The sequence below is a fragment of the Psychrobacter sp. AOP3-A1-26 genome (assembly GCF_052378235.1).
Classification (GTDB): Bacteria; Pseudomonadota; Gammaproteobacteria; order Pseudomonadales; family Moraxellaceae; genus Psychrobacter.
In genome coordinates, this window is record NZ_JBQSXN010000061.1 from 1 (window position 1) to 18,197 (window position 18,197).

12 protein-coding genes, 4 pseudogenes and 1 other annotated feature are annotated in these 18,197 nt (G+C 43.0%); of the genes and pseudogenes, 4 read left to right on the forward strand and 12 right to left on the reverse strand.

Annotation, left to right across the window (positions count from 1 at the left end; all coding sequences use genetic code 11):
• A pseudogene (locus ACT3TU_RS10195) lies at positions 1-505 on the reverse strand (IS1 family transposase); the annotation flags it as partial.
• A 191-nt stretch (positions 506-696) separates the two neighbouring features.
• Here ACT3TU_RS10195 and ACT3TU_RS10200 point away from each other — a divergent pair.
• A complete protein-coding gene (locus tag ACT3TU_RS10200; protein WP_192529098.1) occupies positions 697-1,314 on the forward strand; it encodes a hypothetical protein in 618 nt (205 codons plus the stop codon).
• A 464-nt stretch (positions 1,315-1,778) separates the two neighbouring features.
• Positions 1,779-1,997 (forward strand): hypothetical protein, encoded by a 219-nt coding sequence (locus ACT3TU_RS10205; RefSeq protein ID WP_225735226.1) that lies wholly within the window; start codon positions 1,779-1,781, stop codon positions 1,995-1,997.
• Between the two features lie 522 nt (positions 1,998-2,519).
• Here the strand turns inward: ACT3TU_RS10205 and ACT3TU_RS10210 are convergent.
• The 5 genes and pseudogenes from ACT3TU_RS10210 to ACT3TU_RS10230 form a co-directional block, all read right to left on the reverse strand.
• The gene (locus ACT3TU_RS10210; protein WP_192523103.1) at positions 2,520-2,675 is read right to left on the reverse strand and encodes a zinc ribbon domain-containing protein; all 156 of its coding nucleotides are present in this window, start codon (positions 2,673-2,675) and stop codon (positions 2,520-2,522) included.
• A pseudogene (locus ACT3TU_RS10215) lies at positions 2,664-2,807 on the reverse strand (transposase); the annotation flags it as partial. The pseudogene ACT3TU_RS10215 and the gene ACT3TU_RS10210, both read right to left, overlap by 12 nt.
• A 331-nt stretch (positions 2,808-3,138) precedes the next feature.
• Entirely contained in the window at positions 3,139-4,578 is a 1,440-nt protein-coding gene (locus ACT3TU_RS10220) for an APC family permease (protein WP_192523102.1), read from the reverse strand.
• 288 nt (positions 4,579-4,866) lie between these two features.
• Positions 4,867-6,126: a 4-aminobutyrate--2-oxoglutarate transaminase gene (gene gabT / locus ACT3TU_RS10225; protein WP_192523101.1), complete on the reverse strand. Its 1,260-nt coding sequence runs from the start codon at positions 6,124-6,126 to the stop codon at positions 4,867-4,869.
• 190 nt (positions 6,127-6,316) lie between these two features.
• Positions 6,317-7,807, reverse strand: coding sequence for an NAD-dependent succinate-semialdehyde dehydrogenase (locus tag ACT3TU_RS10230; protein ID WP_192523100.1), 1,491 nt, complete (start codon positions 7,805-7,807; stop codon positions 6,317-6,319).
• A gap of 279 nt (positions 7,808-8,086) precedes the next feature.
• On the opposite strand from ACT3TU_RS10230, the gene ACT3TU_RS10235 reads away from it, so the two are divergent.
• Positions 8,087-8,857 carry an IclR family transcriptional regulator gene (locus ACT3TU_RS10235; protein ID WP_192523099.1) on the forward strand — a complete coding sequence of 257 codons (771 nt, stop codon included), beginning with the start codon at positions 8,087-8,089 and terminating at the stop codon, positions 8,855-8,857.
• 62 nt (positions 8,858-8,919) lie between these two features.
• Here ACT3TU_RS10235 and ACT3TU_RS10240 read toward each other — a convergent pair whose 3' ends face one another.
• On the reverse strand, positions 8,920-10,110 hold the full coding sequence (locus tag ACT3TU_RS10240) for a CaiB/BaiF CoA transferase family protein (RefSeq protein ID WP_444784337.1): 1,191 nt from the start codon (positions 10,108-10,110) through the stop codon (positions 8,920-8,922).
• A gap of 261 nt (positions 10,111-10,371) precedes the next feature.
• Entirely contained in the window at positions 10,372-11,556 is a 1,185-nt protein-coding gene (locus ACT3TU_RS10245) for an acyl-CoA dehydrogenase (RefSeq protein WP_192523098.1), read from the reverse strand.
• A 175-nt stretch (positions 11,557-11,731) separates the two neighbouring features.
• On the opposite strand from ACT3TU_RS10245, the gene ACT3TU_RS10250 reads away from it, so the two are divergent.
• Positions 11,732-12,559 (forward strand): IclR family transcriptional regulator, encoded by an 828-nt coding sequence (locus ACT3TU_RS10250; protein WP_192523097.1) that lies wholly within the window; start codon positions 11,732-11,734, stop codon positions 12,557-12,559.
• A 610-nt stretch (positions 12,560-13,169) separates the two neighbouring features.
• On the opposite strand, the pseudogene ACT3TU_RS10255 reads toward ACT3TU_RS10250, so the two are convergent.
• From ACT3TU_RS10255 to ACT3TU_RS10270, 4 genes and pseudogenes are all read right to left on the reverse strand, one after another.
• A pseudogene (locus tag ACT3TU_RS10255) lies at positions 13,170-13,825 on the reverse strand (IS1 family transposase).
• Positions 13,826-14,277: 452 nt separating this feature from the next.
• Positions 14,278-15,069, reverse strand: coding sequence for a nuclear transport factor 2 family protein (locus ACT3TU_RS10260; RefSeq protein WP_444784335.1), 792 nt, complete (start codon positions 15,067-15,069; stop codon positions 14,278-14,280).
• 44 nt (positions 15,070-15,113) lie between these two features.
• Positions 15,114-16,541 (reverse strand): gamma-aminobutyraldehyde dehydrogenase, encoded by a 1,428-nt coding sequence (locus ACT3TU_RS10265; RefSeq protein ID WP_444784336.1) that lies wholly within the window; start codon positions 16,539-16,541, stop codon positions 15,114-15,116.
• Between the two features lie 474 nt (positions 16,542-17,015).
• A pseudogene (locus ACT3TU_RS10270) lies at positions 17,016-17,923 on the reverse strand (IS3 family transposase); the annotation flags it as partial.
• Positions 17,532-17,648, reverse strand: a sequence feature (AL1L pseudoknot). (Overlaps the previous pseudogene by 117 nt.)
• Positions 17,924-18,197 lie beyond the last annotated feature (274 nt).

Here is an 18,197-nt window from a genome sequence, read left to right on the forward strand (position 1 = left end):
TGAAGCTGTTCCAATTGTCCATACTAATAGAGCTATAGCTCACTTTAAGCGGTCCCAGGTGGGAACGTAGCTTTCTGGCTGTACGCAAGTCACGTTTGCCCCAAACATAAGCAACTATCTCGTTTGTAGCGCGGTCATAAGCCTAAATAAGCCAGACTTTACGCTTCTTTCGATACACATAAGTCCAGAACTCATCAACCTCTAAGCGTTAATAGTAGTACTTTTTAGGCGCAATCTTATAAATGGATGAGCCTATAGTGCTGAGCACTTTACCAGTACTAACTGAGGCTATAACAGCAATATCTCTAACACCACGACCTCTAACCGTCATTAGCCGTATGCTGCCTTCTATTTTAGAATAACAGCCATGATAGGGTAAGGCATGGTCACCAATGAATTGTCGTTTGCAGTCCTTACATTGGTAGTTCTGCTTACCATAGCTTTTTATACCATTGATCGAAAGACTGGGACAGTTGGGGCAATTGATCTGTATTTGTGTCTTCATAACCTCAAATATATCATCTTGCTTTGGCTGTCACTCCTTCTTTTATTTCCTCAGCATACTTTTTGATACACCACCTCATTTTAATATAAAAGTTTCTGTTCTGAGTATTTGCTATGTTATGATAATCATAATCTCAAACCACCAAAACAATTATTTAATACAAGATATAGAGTTTAACGGAGTTAAAACTTATGCGTCTATTGCTATCAGTCCTTCTTGTCAGCATGTTAACAGCATGTTCTTCAAACGACGAGAACACAAGCTCTTCAGGCAATGAGAGCACAAGCGAAGAGCAAGTAAGCCAAGTAAATTCAGGAGACACCTATTCTGACTATATTGGTTACTGGCATAGCAATGCTGCCTCTAGAATTCGTCACACTAAGGTTTCTGAGATATATAAAGACGGTGATAATTACATGATAAATCCTGACGTTAACTTCGATCTTTCCATTAATGACTTTAGTGAAAATACACAAGTGATGTTAAAACCTAGTGACAGCAAGTTATTAGCGGAAAGTGAAAGAGGTGACACAATGGAGCTAAGCCTGTCAGACGATGGCCAAACTCTAAACGGGCAAAGCGGTAGCTCTACTACGAGCTTTACTAGGCTTGATAAGGCCAAGGCAGATGAAATCACTGCTACGATTAAAACCTGTGTTGATTTATATGACCAGTTCTATGCAAGGGCTAATGAGTTACCCGTCGGAGAGCCTGAATATAAAGCGCAAAGTGAAGCGTTGAGGTCTGATTTTGCTGATAAATTCGCGCCTTACAAGGATTTATGCCATGTCCCAAGCGGTGTCAAGTGAGAGATATTGGTGGTTAAGTTGCCCTGCTGACCGGCCTATGCTGGCATGTTTTATCACGGCAAATGATGAATAAACGCCCTACTATATCTTTATAATGGGGCTTTTTTGTGGCTGCGTGTCTGGTTGCTTAACTTGCTTTGAAGCTCAACTCTGGATATTCATGAATATAGGTAATATGCTTCATATTTTTCTCAGTTATACGCAGAGGTGGTGGTGTTCTAAAAAGTATGCTGACGATAAAGGTCAATAAGAAATCTATGCTACGTTCTATAATCCTACAGCGCTTTAAAAGCTTCAAGAATTGTTTAAATTTTAATCAGCATACTTTTTGATACACCACCCGAATCTATATAACAAATAAACCTTATAAACAATGTAAAGTTTTATAAAGCCATACATAGCATAGGGTTAGCAACTTCTACTCATTTGATAGTTTACTTAGGTGACGCTGTTAATATCGGGATTTGAACCAGCGAGCTGTTCGTATTAAAGAGGGCGGGGAAATTGTAGAAGTCGTTGATACTGCACCTGATGGTATTTTTGCAGTGGCTCTTGGCGGACAAGATGGTAAGACCTTGTTTATGTGTGCAGCACCTGATTGGGATGAAGCATTACGTACCGCTGAGACTAAAGGTCGTATGCTCTCTACACAGGTTAAAGTTGGTCATGCTGGTACACCATAACTAACTTTTCAGCAGTTAAATAAAGTTGATATGCAAAAAATATTAACTATAGAAAAGCTAGACATTTAAAATAGTCTGGTTTTTCTATGGTTAATAGACCATTAGAGATATAATGGAACTATCTATATCAAGTCAAAACGACCAAGACCAATTATGAGCACATACATACTCGACACCGAAACCACAGGGCTTATTGAACCGCACATGACTGAGGCCGCCTACTCTATAATTGATATCAGCGATAGTAATGTGACTGTGTCGCAGGAGCTGAGAACTAAGCTTAGTATTAGTCAGCAATTTCCATTCAGAGACGTAGTTTTTCAATGACTATAATACCATAAAAACTTACTTTATAGGGCAGCTCATAATTTGTTAGGTGCGAATAAGTCTGTTAATGAGGGAGCAAAATTACCAGTATACTAAAAGTATCTATATAACGAACAAACCTTATGAACAATGGAAAATCCTTATAGAACTATACATAGTATAGCGTGAGCCACCTCTACTCATTTACTGGTTTTCTTAGGTGACGCTCTTAATATCAGGGTTTGAGCAGGTCTTAGAGAACAGATACCATCGGCCTATTTTAACAAGCTCTTTACCATACCAATTACTTTTATAGCTCAGCATGGTGGTAAACGTTGACCATGAGCTGTCTGATATGGCTTTGACATTCAAGTCCTCTATGGCAATAACATCGTGGTTTTTGATGATATTGAATGAGAGTTTGTGTAGAAAGTCTTTGCGACTATTCGTTATTTTCTCGTAAATCTTGGCGACTTTGTTTTTTTGCTTTTGATAGTAGCGGCAGTCGTTTAATTTGCACTGATCTGCTTTAGAAAATTATCTACTTTTATCCAGTATTTTCTATGCACGGGCCAACTTTGTGAGAAACTTAGGATTAGCCACTTTGCTACCGTCCGATAAGACGATAAAGTCAGTTAATCCTGAAGCAATCCCAATGTTTGAGCCACTACATATACTCTAAAACTCAAATACGCACTCATCCCCCTACCTTAGAGGTAGGGGGATGAGTGCGCGATACTGTTAAAAACGTGACGACATTGCTTTTCACTGACTATATAAAAAAAGCCTAGCGTTCAACGTTAGGCTTTCTTATTAACTAAGTAAAGTCTGTTATCTATTTAGGTGGGTTGTCTTTTAACCATAGTTGATTCACGATTTTTAACTCTCGTAACTCTTCCGCCATGATAGATTCACTGATACCAGGATATTTGATGATGGCATAGCTATATAAGCCAATCCCAAGTGCTGTCCAACCAAAGAATATCCACCACTCAATGGCACTAAGCGCTGAAGGCATACCTGGCATGTATAATATGAGCAAACCAAAGCCTAGTACAATGGTAAACATACCTACTAGCTTGCCAGCTGGTACTTTAAATGGACGTACCATATCCGGCTCACGGTAGCGCAGGACTAAGAAAGAGATCGCAACACACGTATAAGCAATGACAATCCCAAAACCACCAGCATCAACAATCCATACCAGCATTTTACGCCCAAATAATGGTGCTAGAGTAGCAAGACCACCAATTAATAAAATAGCATTCTTTGGTGTCTTGTATTTCGGATGCAATTTACCCAAAAATGCTGGTAGCATATGAGCTTTTGACATTGCATATAGTAGACGACTACCACCAATTAAAAACGCATTCCAACTAGATAAAATACCAAGCACACCGCCAATGACCAGTAAAATACCAGCCCATTTACCTTGCCACGCATTTGTCATGGCATCTGCAGTGGCTAAGGTAGAGCCTTGCGCTTGTATCAGCGGTAATGTGCGACCGACACTCCACGCCACACCGACATACCACATGACAGCAATAATAATAGAGACAATCAAAAACTTACCAATATTAGGACGGGTAAGGTCAATCTCTTCTGCGGCTTGAGGAATAACGTCAAAGCCGACAAACATAAAAGGTACCATGACAATCACCGTCATCATGCCACCAATACCACCGATAAATGCTGGCGCTTGAACTGCTGTTGAAGTCTCAGAACTATAGAGCACCGCCCCAATGAATAATAACGTACCGACGAATAAAATACCCAGTACCGCTGTTTTTTGGAACCAAGCACTGACTTCCATCCCGCGAATATTGAGCCAAGTCACAATCACTGAGCCAAGCATACCCACCCCGACCCAAGTGGCGTAAACATCCCATCCAGCAATCGTCCACAGATAACCTTGGTTATAATTAGGAATAAAATACTCAACCACGGTAGGCAATGCCACAGCTTCAAAAGCAACGACGGAGAAGTAACCAAACAAAATACTCCATGAACAAATAAAAGAGACTGTGACTCCTAGTGCTCGATGTGTATAGGTATGCTCACCACCCGTCACTGGCATAGATGAGGCCAGCTCAGCATAGTTAACGCCAATCATAATGACAGCCAAACCACCAATCATGAACGCTAACATGGAACCCCATGTTCCTGCAGCAATGATCCAATCACCTGCCAGAACCACCCACCCCCAACCGACCATAGCGCCGAATGCTAAGGCAATAATATCAAACATACCTAGCGATTTTTTTAGCTCAGACATAATTTGCTCCTTGTCCGTGTGTCATCCGTGTCAGTCCTTTTTCAATTACACTGATACTAATTATTCTTTATTTAGTAGGGTCTTGCCCTTTGTCTTTATCTTTCCATACCCATCAGACGATAGGTTTAACTGTATTTATAAGATTTGCCTAGCAGAGACAGCAACGGCGTCTTGACTTGCAAGGCGCCGTTGTAAAGCATGGCCAGAGTAAACACTCTGAAGGCGACCTGTATGCTGCTACCATTAACGTTTAATCTATCCAGTGCAATCAATAGGCTGACAAAATATTTAGGCTACTAATATGCCTTTGATGATATCAAGACCTTCTTGCAGCACTTCATCTTCTACCGTTAATGGCACCATCACACGAATGGCATTACCATACATACCGCAAGACGCTAGCAGCAAGCCTTGCTCAAAAGCCTTTACCTTTAGATTAGCAGTCATCTCCGTGTCTGGCTGACCATTACTATCGATTAGCTCAAACGCAAGCATTGCACCTTTATGGCGAATATGACCGATACTATTTAGATTTAAATCCTTTAGAAAAGACGCAATCTTGTCGCCAATCTCAACACTGCGCTCTATTAGGTTTTCTTCCTCAATCACTTCCATCACTGCCAATGCAGCCACACAAGACAATGGGTTACCAGAGTACGTACCACCCAAGCCGCCAACTTGCGGCGCATCCATAATATCAGCACGACCGATAACAGCAGATATAGGATAACCGCCAGCCAAGCTTTTTGCGCTAGTCATTAAATCAGGCTCAACACCTAACTGCTCACTGGCAAACAAAGTACCCGTACGCGCAAAACCACACTGTACTTCATCAAAAATCAGCACGATGCCATGCTCATCGCAGATACCACGCAAAGCTTTAGCAAAGGATGGAGTTACTTGATGGAAGCCACCTTCGCCTTGAACTGGCTCAATTATCATCGCTGCCACTTCACTTGGATCGATATCTGCTTGAAAAATCATTTCAAGGCTATGCAAAGCTTGTGCCTCGGTAACGTTTAATTCTTCAGCAGGGAATAACGCATGAAAGACAGGACCTGGCATCGGACCAAAGTTCTTTTTGTAAGGCAACACTTTACCGGTCAAGCTCATGCACATTAAGGTACGGCCATGCCAGCCGCCAACAAACGAGATGACACCTGGGCGACCGGTTTTAGCACGTGCAATTTTGATACAGTTTTCAACTGCTTCTGCACCAGTGGTCAAAAAGAACGCTTTTTTCTTACCGCTAATAGGTGATTTTTCACAGAGCTTTTCGGCAAGCTCAACATAGCATTCATAGTTGATCATTTGCGCGGCAGTATGCGTAAATTTATCAAGCTGCTCGTGCACACGTTGAGTAATTTTAGGATGGCTGTGACCAGTATTTAGGACTGAGATACCACCGACAAAATCGATATAACGATTGCCTTCAATATCCCAGACTTCGGAGTTTTTTGCTTTTTCTGCAAAGATAGGAAAAGCAACCCCAAGTCCAGTTGGTAGAACCGCTTTACGGCGCTCGAGCAATGATTGATTAGTAGTCATAAGAATATCCTTTTCTTTCTTTTTTACGTAAGTGCCAATGTTAAGCAAATACCAATATTGCGTTAGTCAGTGGCGGTTATAAGATAAATACTAAATGTAGCTAAATGCTATATATAGTTGGCACCTACCTGGAATAGATACCAAGCACTTAAATTATTGACATTGAGGTAAATAAGTCTCAACCATAAAGTTAACTAACATCAGAACACCAATACTTGGTCACGACATATTCTTCGATGCCATACTTTGAACCTTCACGACCAAAACCTGATTGTTTAACGCCACCAAACGGTGCAACTTCAGTAGAAATCAGACCCGTATTGTGACCAACCATACCGTACTCAAGTCCTTCTGTTACTCGCCAAGCGCGTGCAAAATCCCCACTATAGAAATAAGCGGCAAGACCATAAATGGTGTCATTGGCATCACGAATGACCTCCTCTTCACTGGAGAAGGTAAATATGGTGGCGATAGGACCAAATATCTCTTCGCTAGCAATATCCATATCGTCATTTAGATTAGTAATAACGGTTGGATTAAAGCTCAGCGCGGAGGCGTCATTCATATCACCACCTGTGATGATTTTTGCGCCTTTATCAAGCGCATCTTTTAATAATGCCTGTACCTTTTCTAATCCATCTTGATTGATGAGCGGTCCAATATCGACGCTCTCATCCATACCATCACCAACTTTAAGCTCTTCGACTTTTTTGACAAAAATACCTAAGAATTTATCTTTGATACTGTCTTGAATATAGACGCGGTTGGCACAAACGCAGGTTTGGCCAGCGTTACGATATTTGGAGGCGATTAAGCCATCAGCGGCTTTTTCGAGATCAGCATCATCAAATACGATAAAAGGGGCGTTACCACCAAGCTCTAAAGACAGCTTTTTAATCGTTGGGGCACATTGCGCCATCAAAGTACGACCAACTTCAGTTGAGCCAGTAAATGATAGTTTTTGGATACGAGAATCACCCGTTAAGATATCGCCAATCACTGAGGATTTACCAGTGACTACTTGAATGACGCCTGCTGGGATACCCGCATGCTCTGCTAGTACGCCCAATGCTAGAGCAGAAAACGGTGTTTCAGAGGCAGGTTTAATGATAATCGTACAGCCAGCTGCCAATGCAGGTGCCGCTTTACGAGTAATCATTGCTGCTGGAAAGTTCCATGGAGTAATGGCTGCACAGACACCAACAGGTTGTTTTAAAATGACATAACGCAATTGCGAGTTGGTAGCAGGGATGACATCGCCGTAGACGCGCTTACTTTCTTCTGCAAACCAGCGGATAAAACTATTGGCGTAGCCAATCTCACCACGTGACTCGACCAAAGGCTTGCCCTGCTCGGCAGTCATAATAATGGCTAAATCTTCTTTATTATCATCAATAAGATCCGCCCACTTTTGCAGCAGAACGCTACGTTCTTGCGATGTTTTTGCTGCCCAAGCGGTTTGAGCATCATAAGAGTAAGCGACCGCTTCATTGACATCATCTTTGGTCAGACTTGGTACAGAGCCAATCACATCACCTGTGAATGGGTTGCTCACCTCAATAGTGCAATTGTCGTTGGCAGCGTACCAGCCGTCATTAATAAAGCACTGCTCTTTGATTAAGGCAGGGTTTGAGAGGTTTAACGGGTTTTTTTGCTTAGTATTTTGTGTCGTATTTTGCATCGTAACACTCCATGTTTATCGTTCTTTTAGGGTTGATTATTAATGAAGCTATTTAGCAAATTTCGTTAAAATAGAAAATAATAAATAGCGTTTAAAATAATCGTTAAAACTGAAATATTCAGTCATTCATATCTATTGATAACTTATATATTGTTCAGTATACTGAACACAGGTTCTATATACGAGACACCATTATAGGAATGATGCCACACTTTTTGCAACTGTTTTTTTGAGTGTTATTCGGAAAACTTGTATCTCTTACATTTTCATAGGTAACTTATGAGCACAACTGCCGTTCCTGCATTAGACAAAACCTTTCAAATTTTAGATTTAATTACGGCAAGTCAGCAGCCATTGACGGCTGCTTATATAGCCAAGGAGTTAAGTCTGCCTCGAAGCTCGACGCATAATATATTACAGAGCTTATTGGTAAAACATGTCATCTATAAAGATAGTGATAACCGTTTTTATTTAGGTTCATACCTACTATATTGGGCAGGAAAATATGAGCAGCAGCAGGGTGTTATTCAACTATTTAAAGACCTTATCGTGCAATACCCTATCTTGCTACAACATACCGTCACTCTATCTAAGTTAGATTTAGGCGAGGTCGTATTTTTAGCGTGTCATGAAGCCCCTGCACCACTTGGCTTTACTTTCCGTGCTGGTGTACGTGTACCGGCGGTCTTTTCAGCAACTGGTAAAGCCATGCTCTCAACTCTACCCATTCACACCATAAAATCTTTATATAATGACAACTTCCCTAAACCACTTACTCCCAATGGGGTCAGTAACTTTATCGATTTAGCTGACGAGCTAAATGCCATTCACAGTAGCCGCATCTCATTAGATGATGGGCAACTGCGCGATGGTATGTACTGCTTAGGTACTTATATCCGTAATGCGTCAGGCAATGCCATTGCAGGTATGGCAATCAGCTTTCTACAAGCAGAGTATGAATCTAAACGCGCTGAGGTCAGTACCGTATTAATCGAACTCGCCGAACAGATTGAGCAGCGCCTCGGTTTTACTACTGAACATTCAGCATAGCTTTGTTATTTACTAAGTTACTTACTAATCTTCATGATTCGGTGCTAAAAGGTATAAACAAGCTAAACAATCCCATCTGCTTTGAGCTTAGCTATCATGTCGCTGTCATAACCCAAATCAGCAAGCGTGCTATCCGTGTGCTCGCTCAATTGTGGCGGCGGCGTACGATAAGTAACCGGCGATGCTGATAGCTTAATTGGATTGCCAAGTGCTCGGACTGGGCTACCTTGTGCAGCGAAATCAACAATCATTTCACGTGCTTGAGCCTGCGGCATCGCCAGTGCCTCAGCGACATTATGAATCGCCCCGCTCGGAATACCGGCCGCATCCAAAACCTCTAACCAATAAGAGCGAGGTTTCTCAGAGAATTTTTTAGCAAGCTCACTGCACAACAGCTGGCGATTAATAACGCGTTGTGGATTGGTCGTAAAGCGGCTATCGGTATGCCAGTCAACAGCCAGTACATCACAAAGTTTGGCAAACTGACTGTCATTACCGCAGGCTAAAATAAAATGCGCTTCACCCTGCCCTGAAAATACTTGATAGGGTACAATATTGGGATGTTGATTACCCAGTCTTGGCGGCACATCATTTGAGGCCAAATGATTCATCCCAACGTTGGCTAGCATTGCTAGCGCACTGTCTAGTAATGCCACATCGACATATTGCCCGAGCCCAGTATTTTGACGCGCTAATAATGCTGCTTGAATACCAATGGTCAGCTGTAAGCCTGCAAACAAATCCACGACAGCCACGCCGACCTTATGCGGTTCGCCATCACGAGGACCCGTGATACTCATCAATCCTGATAGCCCTTGGATAATATAATCATAACCGGGGCGCTTAGCATCGGGGCCTGTTTGACCAAAACCTGTCAATGAGGCATAAATCAGGCGCGGATTGTCTTGTTTTAGACTATCGTAATCTAAACCGTATTTTTTCAGACCGCCAACTTTAAAGTTTTCAACGACGATATCGCTATCAGCAATAAGCTGTTTAATAATCGTCTGGCCTGCTGGCGTATTGATGTCGACGGTAAGCGATTTTTTATTACGGTTAATGGTGGCGTAATAAGCGGACGTATCATCGCTGAACTTTGGGGGTGCCCAGTGGCGGGTTTCATCCCCCACACTAGGACGCTCTATCTTGATAACTTCGGCACCAAGATCTGCGAGTACTTGCGTACAAGAAGGTCCTGCTAATACACGTGATAAATCGAGCACCTTGATACCGTGCAATGCACCCTGTGACATGGCTTTATTATTAGCATCAGACTCAGCCGTTGGTGAGCTCACTGTATCAACAGTCATAATAATTCCTTATTGTGTAACGTATCCTGGACTTGCTTAACCTAAAATTGCTATGCCTCATTTACCTTTTATCCACAAACAATGATAAGTAAATAATGGATAGCAACTAAAAAATGTACGCTACTGCTGATAAGTGCTTCGTAAAAAGCCAAACAGTAACGTACGTCATCAGGTAAACCGTATTAACGATTTTTTCCTAGAGAATTAATAAAAAGCTTGAATATCTGTTTGAGCACGCCCTAAGATTAGCGCATGAATATCATGCGTTCCTTCATAAGTATTGACGGCCTCTAAGTTCATCACATGACGAATGATATGAAATTCATCAGAAATACCGTTACCACCATGCATATCACGAGCAATACGGGCGATATCCAGCGCTTTACCACAGTTATTACGCTTAATCAGTGAAATCATCTCAGGGGCCGCATTGTCTTCATCCATTAAACGACCGACACGCAGCGCGGCTTGCAATCCTAAAGTAATCTCCGTCTGCATATTGGCAAGCTTCAATTGAACGAGCTGCGTTGCGGCAAGCGGACGACCAAACTGCTTACGATCTAGCGTATATTGGCGAGCCGCTTTCCAGCAGAACTCAGCCGCGCCCATTGAACCCCAAGCGATACCGTAACGGGCTTTGTTAAGGCAGCCAAATGGACCTTTAAGACCGCGAATATCTGGAAAAGTATTGGCTTCAGGAACAAAGACTTTATCCATGACAATTTCACCCGTCACTGAAGCACGTAGTGAGAACTTACCTTCAATCTTCGGTGCTGATAAACCTTTCATCTCTTTATCTAAAATAAAGCCGCGAATCTCACCAGCATCATCTTTTGCCCAAACGACAAATACATCAGCGATAGGACTATTGGTAATCCACATTTTATTACCTGTCAGCTCATAACCGCCATCAACGGCACGTGCACGAGTCGACATCGATGCAGGATCTGAACCTGAATCTGGCTCGGTCAAACCAAAACAACCGATATATTCACCAGTGGCAAGCTTAGGTAGATACCTTTCTCTTTGCTCTTCGGTACCGTATGCCCAAATAGGATGCATTACCAAACTAGATTGCACACTCATCGCTGAACGGTAGCCTGAATCAACTGCCTCTACTTCTTTGGCAATCAGACCATAAGCAACACTAGATAAACCGGCACAGCCATAACCTTCAATCGTGACACCAAGTAAGCCCATCTCACCCATTTGACGCATGATATTGCGGTCAAAATTCTCATGACGATTGGCTTCAACGATGCCAGGCATCAGCTCTTTTTGAAAAAACTGGCGGGCGCTGTCCGTTACCATGCGCTCTTCGTCAGTAAGCTGATCGCGCAATAAAAAAGGATCTTCCCAGTCAAAACTTGGACGCGTAGATGTTGCCATGTGCTGCTCCTTGATATCAGTCATCCTGACCGACGAGTAGTAATTAATGAGTAAATTGACTTAATAGGTTATTGACTTACTAATTCCGCTGTGCGAAACTTAGTTTCATAATTTAAATCTATTAAAACAAAGTTTCAGGTCGCTGTAAACCTTTATCAAAAAAAATGAGCATAAAATGACAAAAAATATATCAGCAGCTCTACCATTACTGACTCGAATGAATACCATACTTGAGCAAAGCAAAGAAAATAATGACAGACAATTCGTGACTGCATTGGGGCGTGGACTGACTTTATTATCAGCCTTTGAGCATCATGATCAACTGAGCCATCAGCAGCTATGCCAGATGACTACCCTGCCAAAAGCGACCATCACTCGTCTGATTCACACCTTGATGACGCTTGGATTTTTGCGCATTACGGAGTACGGACAGTATCAATTGGGTAGTAGTGCCGTGCGATTAAGTGCTACTGCGTGGAGTCGTCATGATATGGTGGCGGCAGCTGAGCCGTTGCTACGACAGTTTGCCAGTAGCAATGAAGTATCGGTGAATCTAGCGACCGAGGTCGAAGGAGAAATGCGCTATCATGCTTGTTGTCGTAGCCCTGCTCGCCTATCTGTCAATTTGCAAGTTGGTTCAGCAGTGCCCGTAGCCCGAACCGCTATTGGACGCGCTTTTTATGCGGCTAGCTCGCCAGCGAGACAGGCTATCATTGACAGTAATTTAAAAGAGCATTTATCTACAGAGGATTATAACCACGCGCAGTCAGCTCTCTCTAAAGCAGCAGAGCATTATAAAGCGTATGGCTATACAGTATCAGATGGTGAGTTCTCTACTGATATATTGGCAGTGGCCGTTGGTGTCTTTGATGTTGCAACAGGTCAATATGCATATTCGCTCAATGCCAGTGTGCCTCGAGCAAATTGGGATGCGGACAATTATGCTCTGACGATGGTCGCTAAACTGCAAGTTCTTGCTGATAAGATCGGACGCAGTGCTTAGAAGGTCTCAGCATCGAAGAGGGTGGTTTAATAATACGTATAAAAATATTAGCTTATTGCTTATACTCCACTGGTTACTTCATGGGTTAGACATGCGCAAACTAAATCAGCAGTCGTAGCTTATTAATTGCATAGCTGCTTTGCAGAGTTTGAAACATTACCGTTATTGTCCGCCATCTTTTTAATAGCTCTGGCTTTAAACTCACCACTATAGGTTATCACTTTCTTGATCCTGGTAAACTCCTGTTATGATGCTTGGTTTACCTCTACAATTTCTTCAGCATAGCTCAATCTGAACTGGAAGTTAGGAGTCAGATAACATTTGAATTCATTTAAGTAGAAGGTAGAAAAAGCCATTTGATTAATGGCAATACTCTTACAAAAAAGGTAACTTAATAAATATAGACTAGAGTGTGCTTGACGGCAGGGGTCATTACTAATAGTACCTAATAAAAATAAGTCCTAAGCAACTCAGAATTGTCTTATAGATATGTAAAAACATCCCTGTTATATTAGACTCATGAGGGTTTGAAATAATCACTCACCTATACAAGGAAGCATAGAATGACAGGGATTGAATTTTAGGTGGTGTTCTAAAAAGTATGCTGGCATCAGACGTAGCCATAATTGACATAAAAGAACACCAGATCGAATACTTTAAAGTGATTATCAAGCTTTTTTGAGAAGCAACAAGTCTTTCTAACCGCTCGTCTTAATCGGTGTCTAAGACGGCAGTTATTACCTTCTATACCTACCGTATATTGTTTGCCAATTCGTTTGTTATCACTTTTAAAGGCGGTTTTAAAGCTATCCCAGTTGTCCATACTGATAGAGCCATAGCTGACTGTAAGCTGCTTGAGACGAGCTCTTAACTTCTTAGCCATTTTTAGGTCACGTTTGCCCCAGACATAAGCGACAATCTCATTAGTAGCACGGTCATAAGCGTAGATGAGCCAGACTTTACGCTTCTTTCGATACACGTAAGTCCAGAACTCATCAACCTCTAAGCGTTCATAGTAGCGCTTCTTAGGTGCAATCTTATAAACAGATGAGCCTATGGTGCTCAATACTTTACCGATACTGACTTTAGCCGTATGATATCTTCTATTTTAGAGTGACAGCCATGATAAGTTAAGGCATGGTCACCAATGAATTGACGTTTGCAGTCCTTACACTGATAGTTCTGCTTGCCATAGCTTTTTATGCCGTTTTTCTTTAAACTGGGACTGTGACAGTCGGGGCAGCTGATATCTATTTGTGTCTTCATAACCTCAAATATATCATCTTGCTTTGACTGTCACCCTCCTTTATTTCTTCAGCATACTTTCTGACACACCACCCAAAATATTAGCAATATACTTTCACTCTAGAGACTACTGTCACTTAAAACCATCAACGAACCTCTTAAAACCATGGATTACATAGCACGAGGAGATTGATTTATAACTTCTTTTTTCTTAGGTGATATTGCCATTATTGGGGTTTGAATACAGAACGGGTAAGACTTCATTACTTAGTAAAATGGTACAGTCATAGCTAAACCTAACGCTGTTAAAAACTTGCAAACTTTCATAACAACTAAGCTTTGTGAGTCGAGAAAAGCTCAATGTTCTAAATAGGCTGCATTTATGGCAACGAGCAAAGCAAAAATGGAGGTAATTAGAAAAAAACTAATTACCTCCATTATTCTATTGATCTCTGACAAACGCTCGTTCTACCTCAAGACTGCGTCGACGTAAACGCGCCGTGGCGATGCGCAAGTTCATCATCGGGTAGCACTGGCGCAATCACATCCCACAGCTCAACTACGTGGCCGTCCTCGATACGCCACAGCTCACAGAACGAGTGTCGCTCGCCGCCTATGGAGCCTTCGGAGTGCGTCAAAACGAAGTTTCCATCGGCGACAGTACGATGCAGCGTATCATAGGTCAGCGCGCTATCATCCCGTTGTAGCTTCTCCAAAAACTCGACCATGTTCTTAACCCCATCAGCGATATCCCCGGAATGCTGGGTGAATGTGCCGTCTGGACGTGCGAATTTGGTCATGGAGTGATAATCTTGAGAGTGCAGAAAAGTATGCCATACCTCCTTCGCAAGTGCTCGATTGGCTTCGGTGTCTGCTGAATCATCTACTTCAGTCGGCCCATCCAATTGAGTATGACCAGACTCATTAAGCGGTGTCTCAGTGACGAGCCCATCCCAATGTTCAACAATCTTACCGTTGGCAACACGGTATATGTCAAAGCCGATATACAGATCATCTGGGTCCAGCCCTGGATACGAACCATGTAAGGCAACCAACCCTTTCGCCTCATCCACTAGTACGCGCGCCACGTCATGGCGCATATTGGGAGCACCAGTGACTAATTTTTTCAACCCTTGAATTCCATCCGCAACGAGCGGTGAGTGCTCAACGTAATCAGGTGAGAAGTTACGGTCTAGGGTGGTCACATCGTGCTCGGTAAACAATTCTCGGTCAGCGGTAACTACTAATTCACGAATGTCAGTCATGTCAACTTTCTCCTTTTATATTGACTTCTACGCTAAATTTTCAGTCATTCCATTGAACTCATAACATGCTTAATCCGAGTGTACTCCTCTACTCCGTACCTTGAGAGATCCTTGCCGTAACCGGAGTTTTTGAAGCCGCCGTGGGGCATTTCTGCAACGAGTGGGATGTGGCAGTTAATCCAAACACAACCGAAATCTAAGTCTCTTGATACTCGCAGTGCTCTAGCATGATCCTTTGTCCACACTGAAGACGCTAGACCGTACTCAACGTCATTGGACATGCGTACCGCCTCCTCTTCGCTCGAGAAAGTCTGCACTGTAATCACAGGCCCAAAAATTTCGTCTTGAATGACTTCATCGTCTTGGCGCAAACCATCGACTACGGTCGGCTCGAAAAAGAACCCTGGCATATCTTTAGCCTGCTTGCCACCGGTTGCTACTGTAGCATGATCAGGCAGGCGGTCTAATAAGCCCTCAATTCGTTCAAGTTGATTAGCATTATTGAGCGGCCCGTATGAGATATCATCCTTTTCTGGGGTTCCGTAGGTAGTAGCCTCGGCAGCCTTGACCAACTTAGTGAGGAATTCATCATGGACTGATTCGTGTACGAGGATTCGAGTGGATGATGTGCAATCTTGACCAGCGTTAAAAAACCCAGTCTCAGCAAGATTCGTGGCGGCAGCGTTCAGATCAGCGTCATCGAAGACCACACATGGAGCCTTACCTCCTAGCTCCAAATGTACTCGGGTCAGATTTTTCGCTGCCGCTGCGGCGACCGCCATACCTGCTTTTACGGAACCAGTGATTGCCACCAGTCCAGGCACTTTTGAGCTTGATATTAAAGCGCCGGTCTCACCATCGCCTAGCACCACATTAAACGTACCTTCAGGTAGAAACTCCGCCGCAATCTCCGCCATCAATAACGTAGAATCAGGTGTAGTGTCCGACGGCTTTAGTACAATGGTATTGCCAGCCGCAAGCGCAGGCCCGATCTTCCATATCGCCATCATGATTGGATAGTTCCATGGAGTGATCTGCCCAACGACACCGATAGGTTCGCGACGAAGCGCTGAATTAAAGCCTTCTAGATACTCGCCAGATGGAACCCCGTCCAGCATGCGTGCTGCCCCTGCAAAGAATCTGAGCTGGTCGACACCGACATCCACCTCCTCCGAAGCAACCAAGTACTTAGGCTGGCCAGTGTTACGAACCTGAGCATCTACTAGATCATCACGGCGCGCCTCCAAGGCATCAGCGATTTTCAACATCGCTGCTTGTCGAGCCGAGGGAGTAGTGCGTCCCCATGTTGCCGTGGCAGCTTCGGCCGCTACGTATGCTTCTTCTACATCCTGTTTGTTAGAGATTGGCGACTGACCAATACTTTCTCCAGTCGACGGATCGACTAAATCGAAAGTCGTTGAGCTGTGAGATTTGACGTAACTATTATTGATAAAATTCTGACGCTGACTCATTGTATGCTCCTAGTATCTGTGATTGTCCGTAATTGATAATATCAAAGCTAGCATGGTTCTGATGCAGTTGCAAATGACAATCAATAATAGAATTAAAGCACGCAAATTCAGCTAGTTATCTCGTACCATTTAGAGAAAATGGGCACAGCGGTCAATCTTGCCAGCCATCTTTAATCAGACAAATTAATCGGACTTCCTAAAGCTCGTACTGGACTGTCCTGCTCGCTAAAATCAATAACCATCGTGCGAGCTTGCGCTGGTGGCATAGTGAGCACTTCAGCGACATTATGGATAGCACCGCACGCAAGGCACGCCTGCTTGAGAGAGCACCTCTAGCCAAATGGCGCGTGATTGCTGGACAAACTTTGCTGACAACCATTCAAATAATAGCTGACGGTTTCAACGCGTGCTAGATTACTAGCGAAGCGCTCATCCTTATACCAATCAACATCCAATATGAACTGCCCCGACTATATCGCTACGATGAATCACAACTTTAGGATTATTTCTATCTATTATCGCCTGATTTAACGCTGCCATCACCATATCGGTATTCATGCGATTAGAGACTTTCCAACCAACGATAGCGCGGGCAAACACATCAATGATAAAAGCGGTATAGACCCAGCCGCTAGTCGTCTTGATATAAGTAAAATCTGCAACCCAGAGCTGGTTAGGACGCTGGGCGCTAAAGTTACGATTAACCAAATCATCAGCGCGCTTCTGGTCATCACGGCTATTAGTCGTGACCTTACCTTTGCCACGCCAAACCCCTTGCAGCTAATATTGCTTCATTAATTACTCTACGGTGCAGCGAGCAACGCATACGCCATCTGCCTTCATTTGCTGCTAGACCTTACGTGCGCAGTAACGGCATTTACTGTCTTGCCAGATGCGTTTGATTTCGCTAATGTAGAATTCGTCATGCTAACTGCGTAATGAGCACTTGTCAGGGCACTCTTTTAGGTCTTTAGCACGGTGATAGGTTGACAGGGCAATCGGTAGTACTTTACAGATTGGCTCGATCCCATATTCTTGCTTGTTAATATCAATAAAATCGACAATTATTTCGGTGGGCGGTCGAGCTCCGCCTGGGCGAAAAAAGCGGCAGCCTTCCTGATGATCTCATTAGCTTGCTTAAGCTCTCTATTTTCGCGCTCGAGATCCTTAATACGCTGATCTTGATTTTGAGCTTACACATTTGCAGGAATGGTTTGATCGATGTGCTTTTTATGCCACGAGCGTAGAGTTTTAGGTGTGCAGCCAATCTTAGGGGCAATGGCTTGAATCGCTGACCAGGTGGAGGGATAGTTGCCTGCCGCTTCAACCAACATGCGAACGGTGCGTTCTTTAATCTCAGGAGTGTAGTTCCGTGTTTTCATTGTCGTATTCTCTCAGAGAGTTGAGCCTCCGACAATACCGGGGCGGTTCAGTACACTAAATATTAAGTTAAACTATAACTTATTAGGTAATAAACCCCTCAATATTATGGTGTTTAAAATATCATTAATATATTCATATACCATGAATATATTTTACTCTGACAAGTCGGAAAAGCTCTATATGATATTATTTATATAGTGTAGAGAGCTAAAGTATGCAATTTGCTTTTCTTAGGTGATACTATTAATATCAGGGTTTGAACCTGTAAACTGA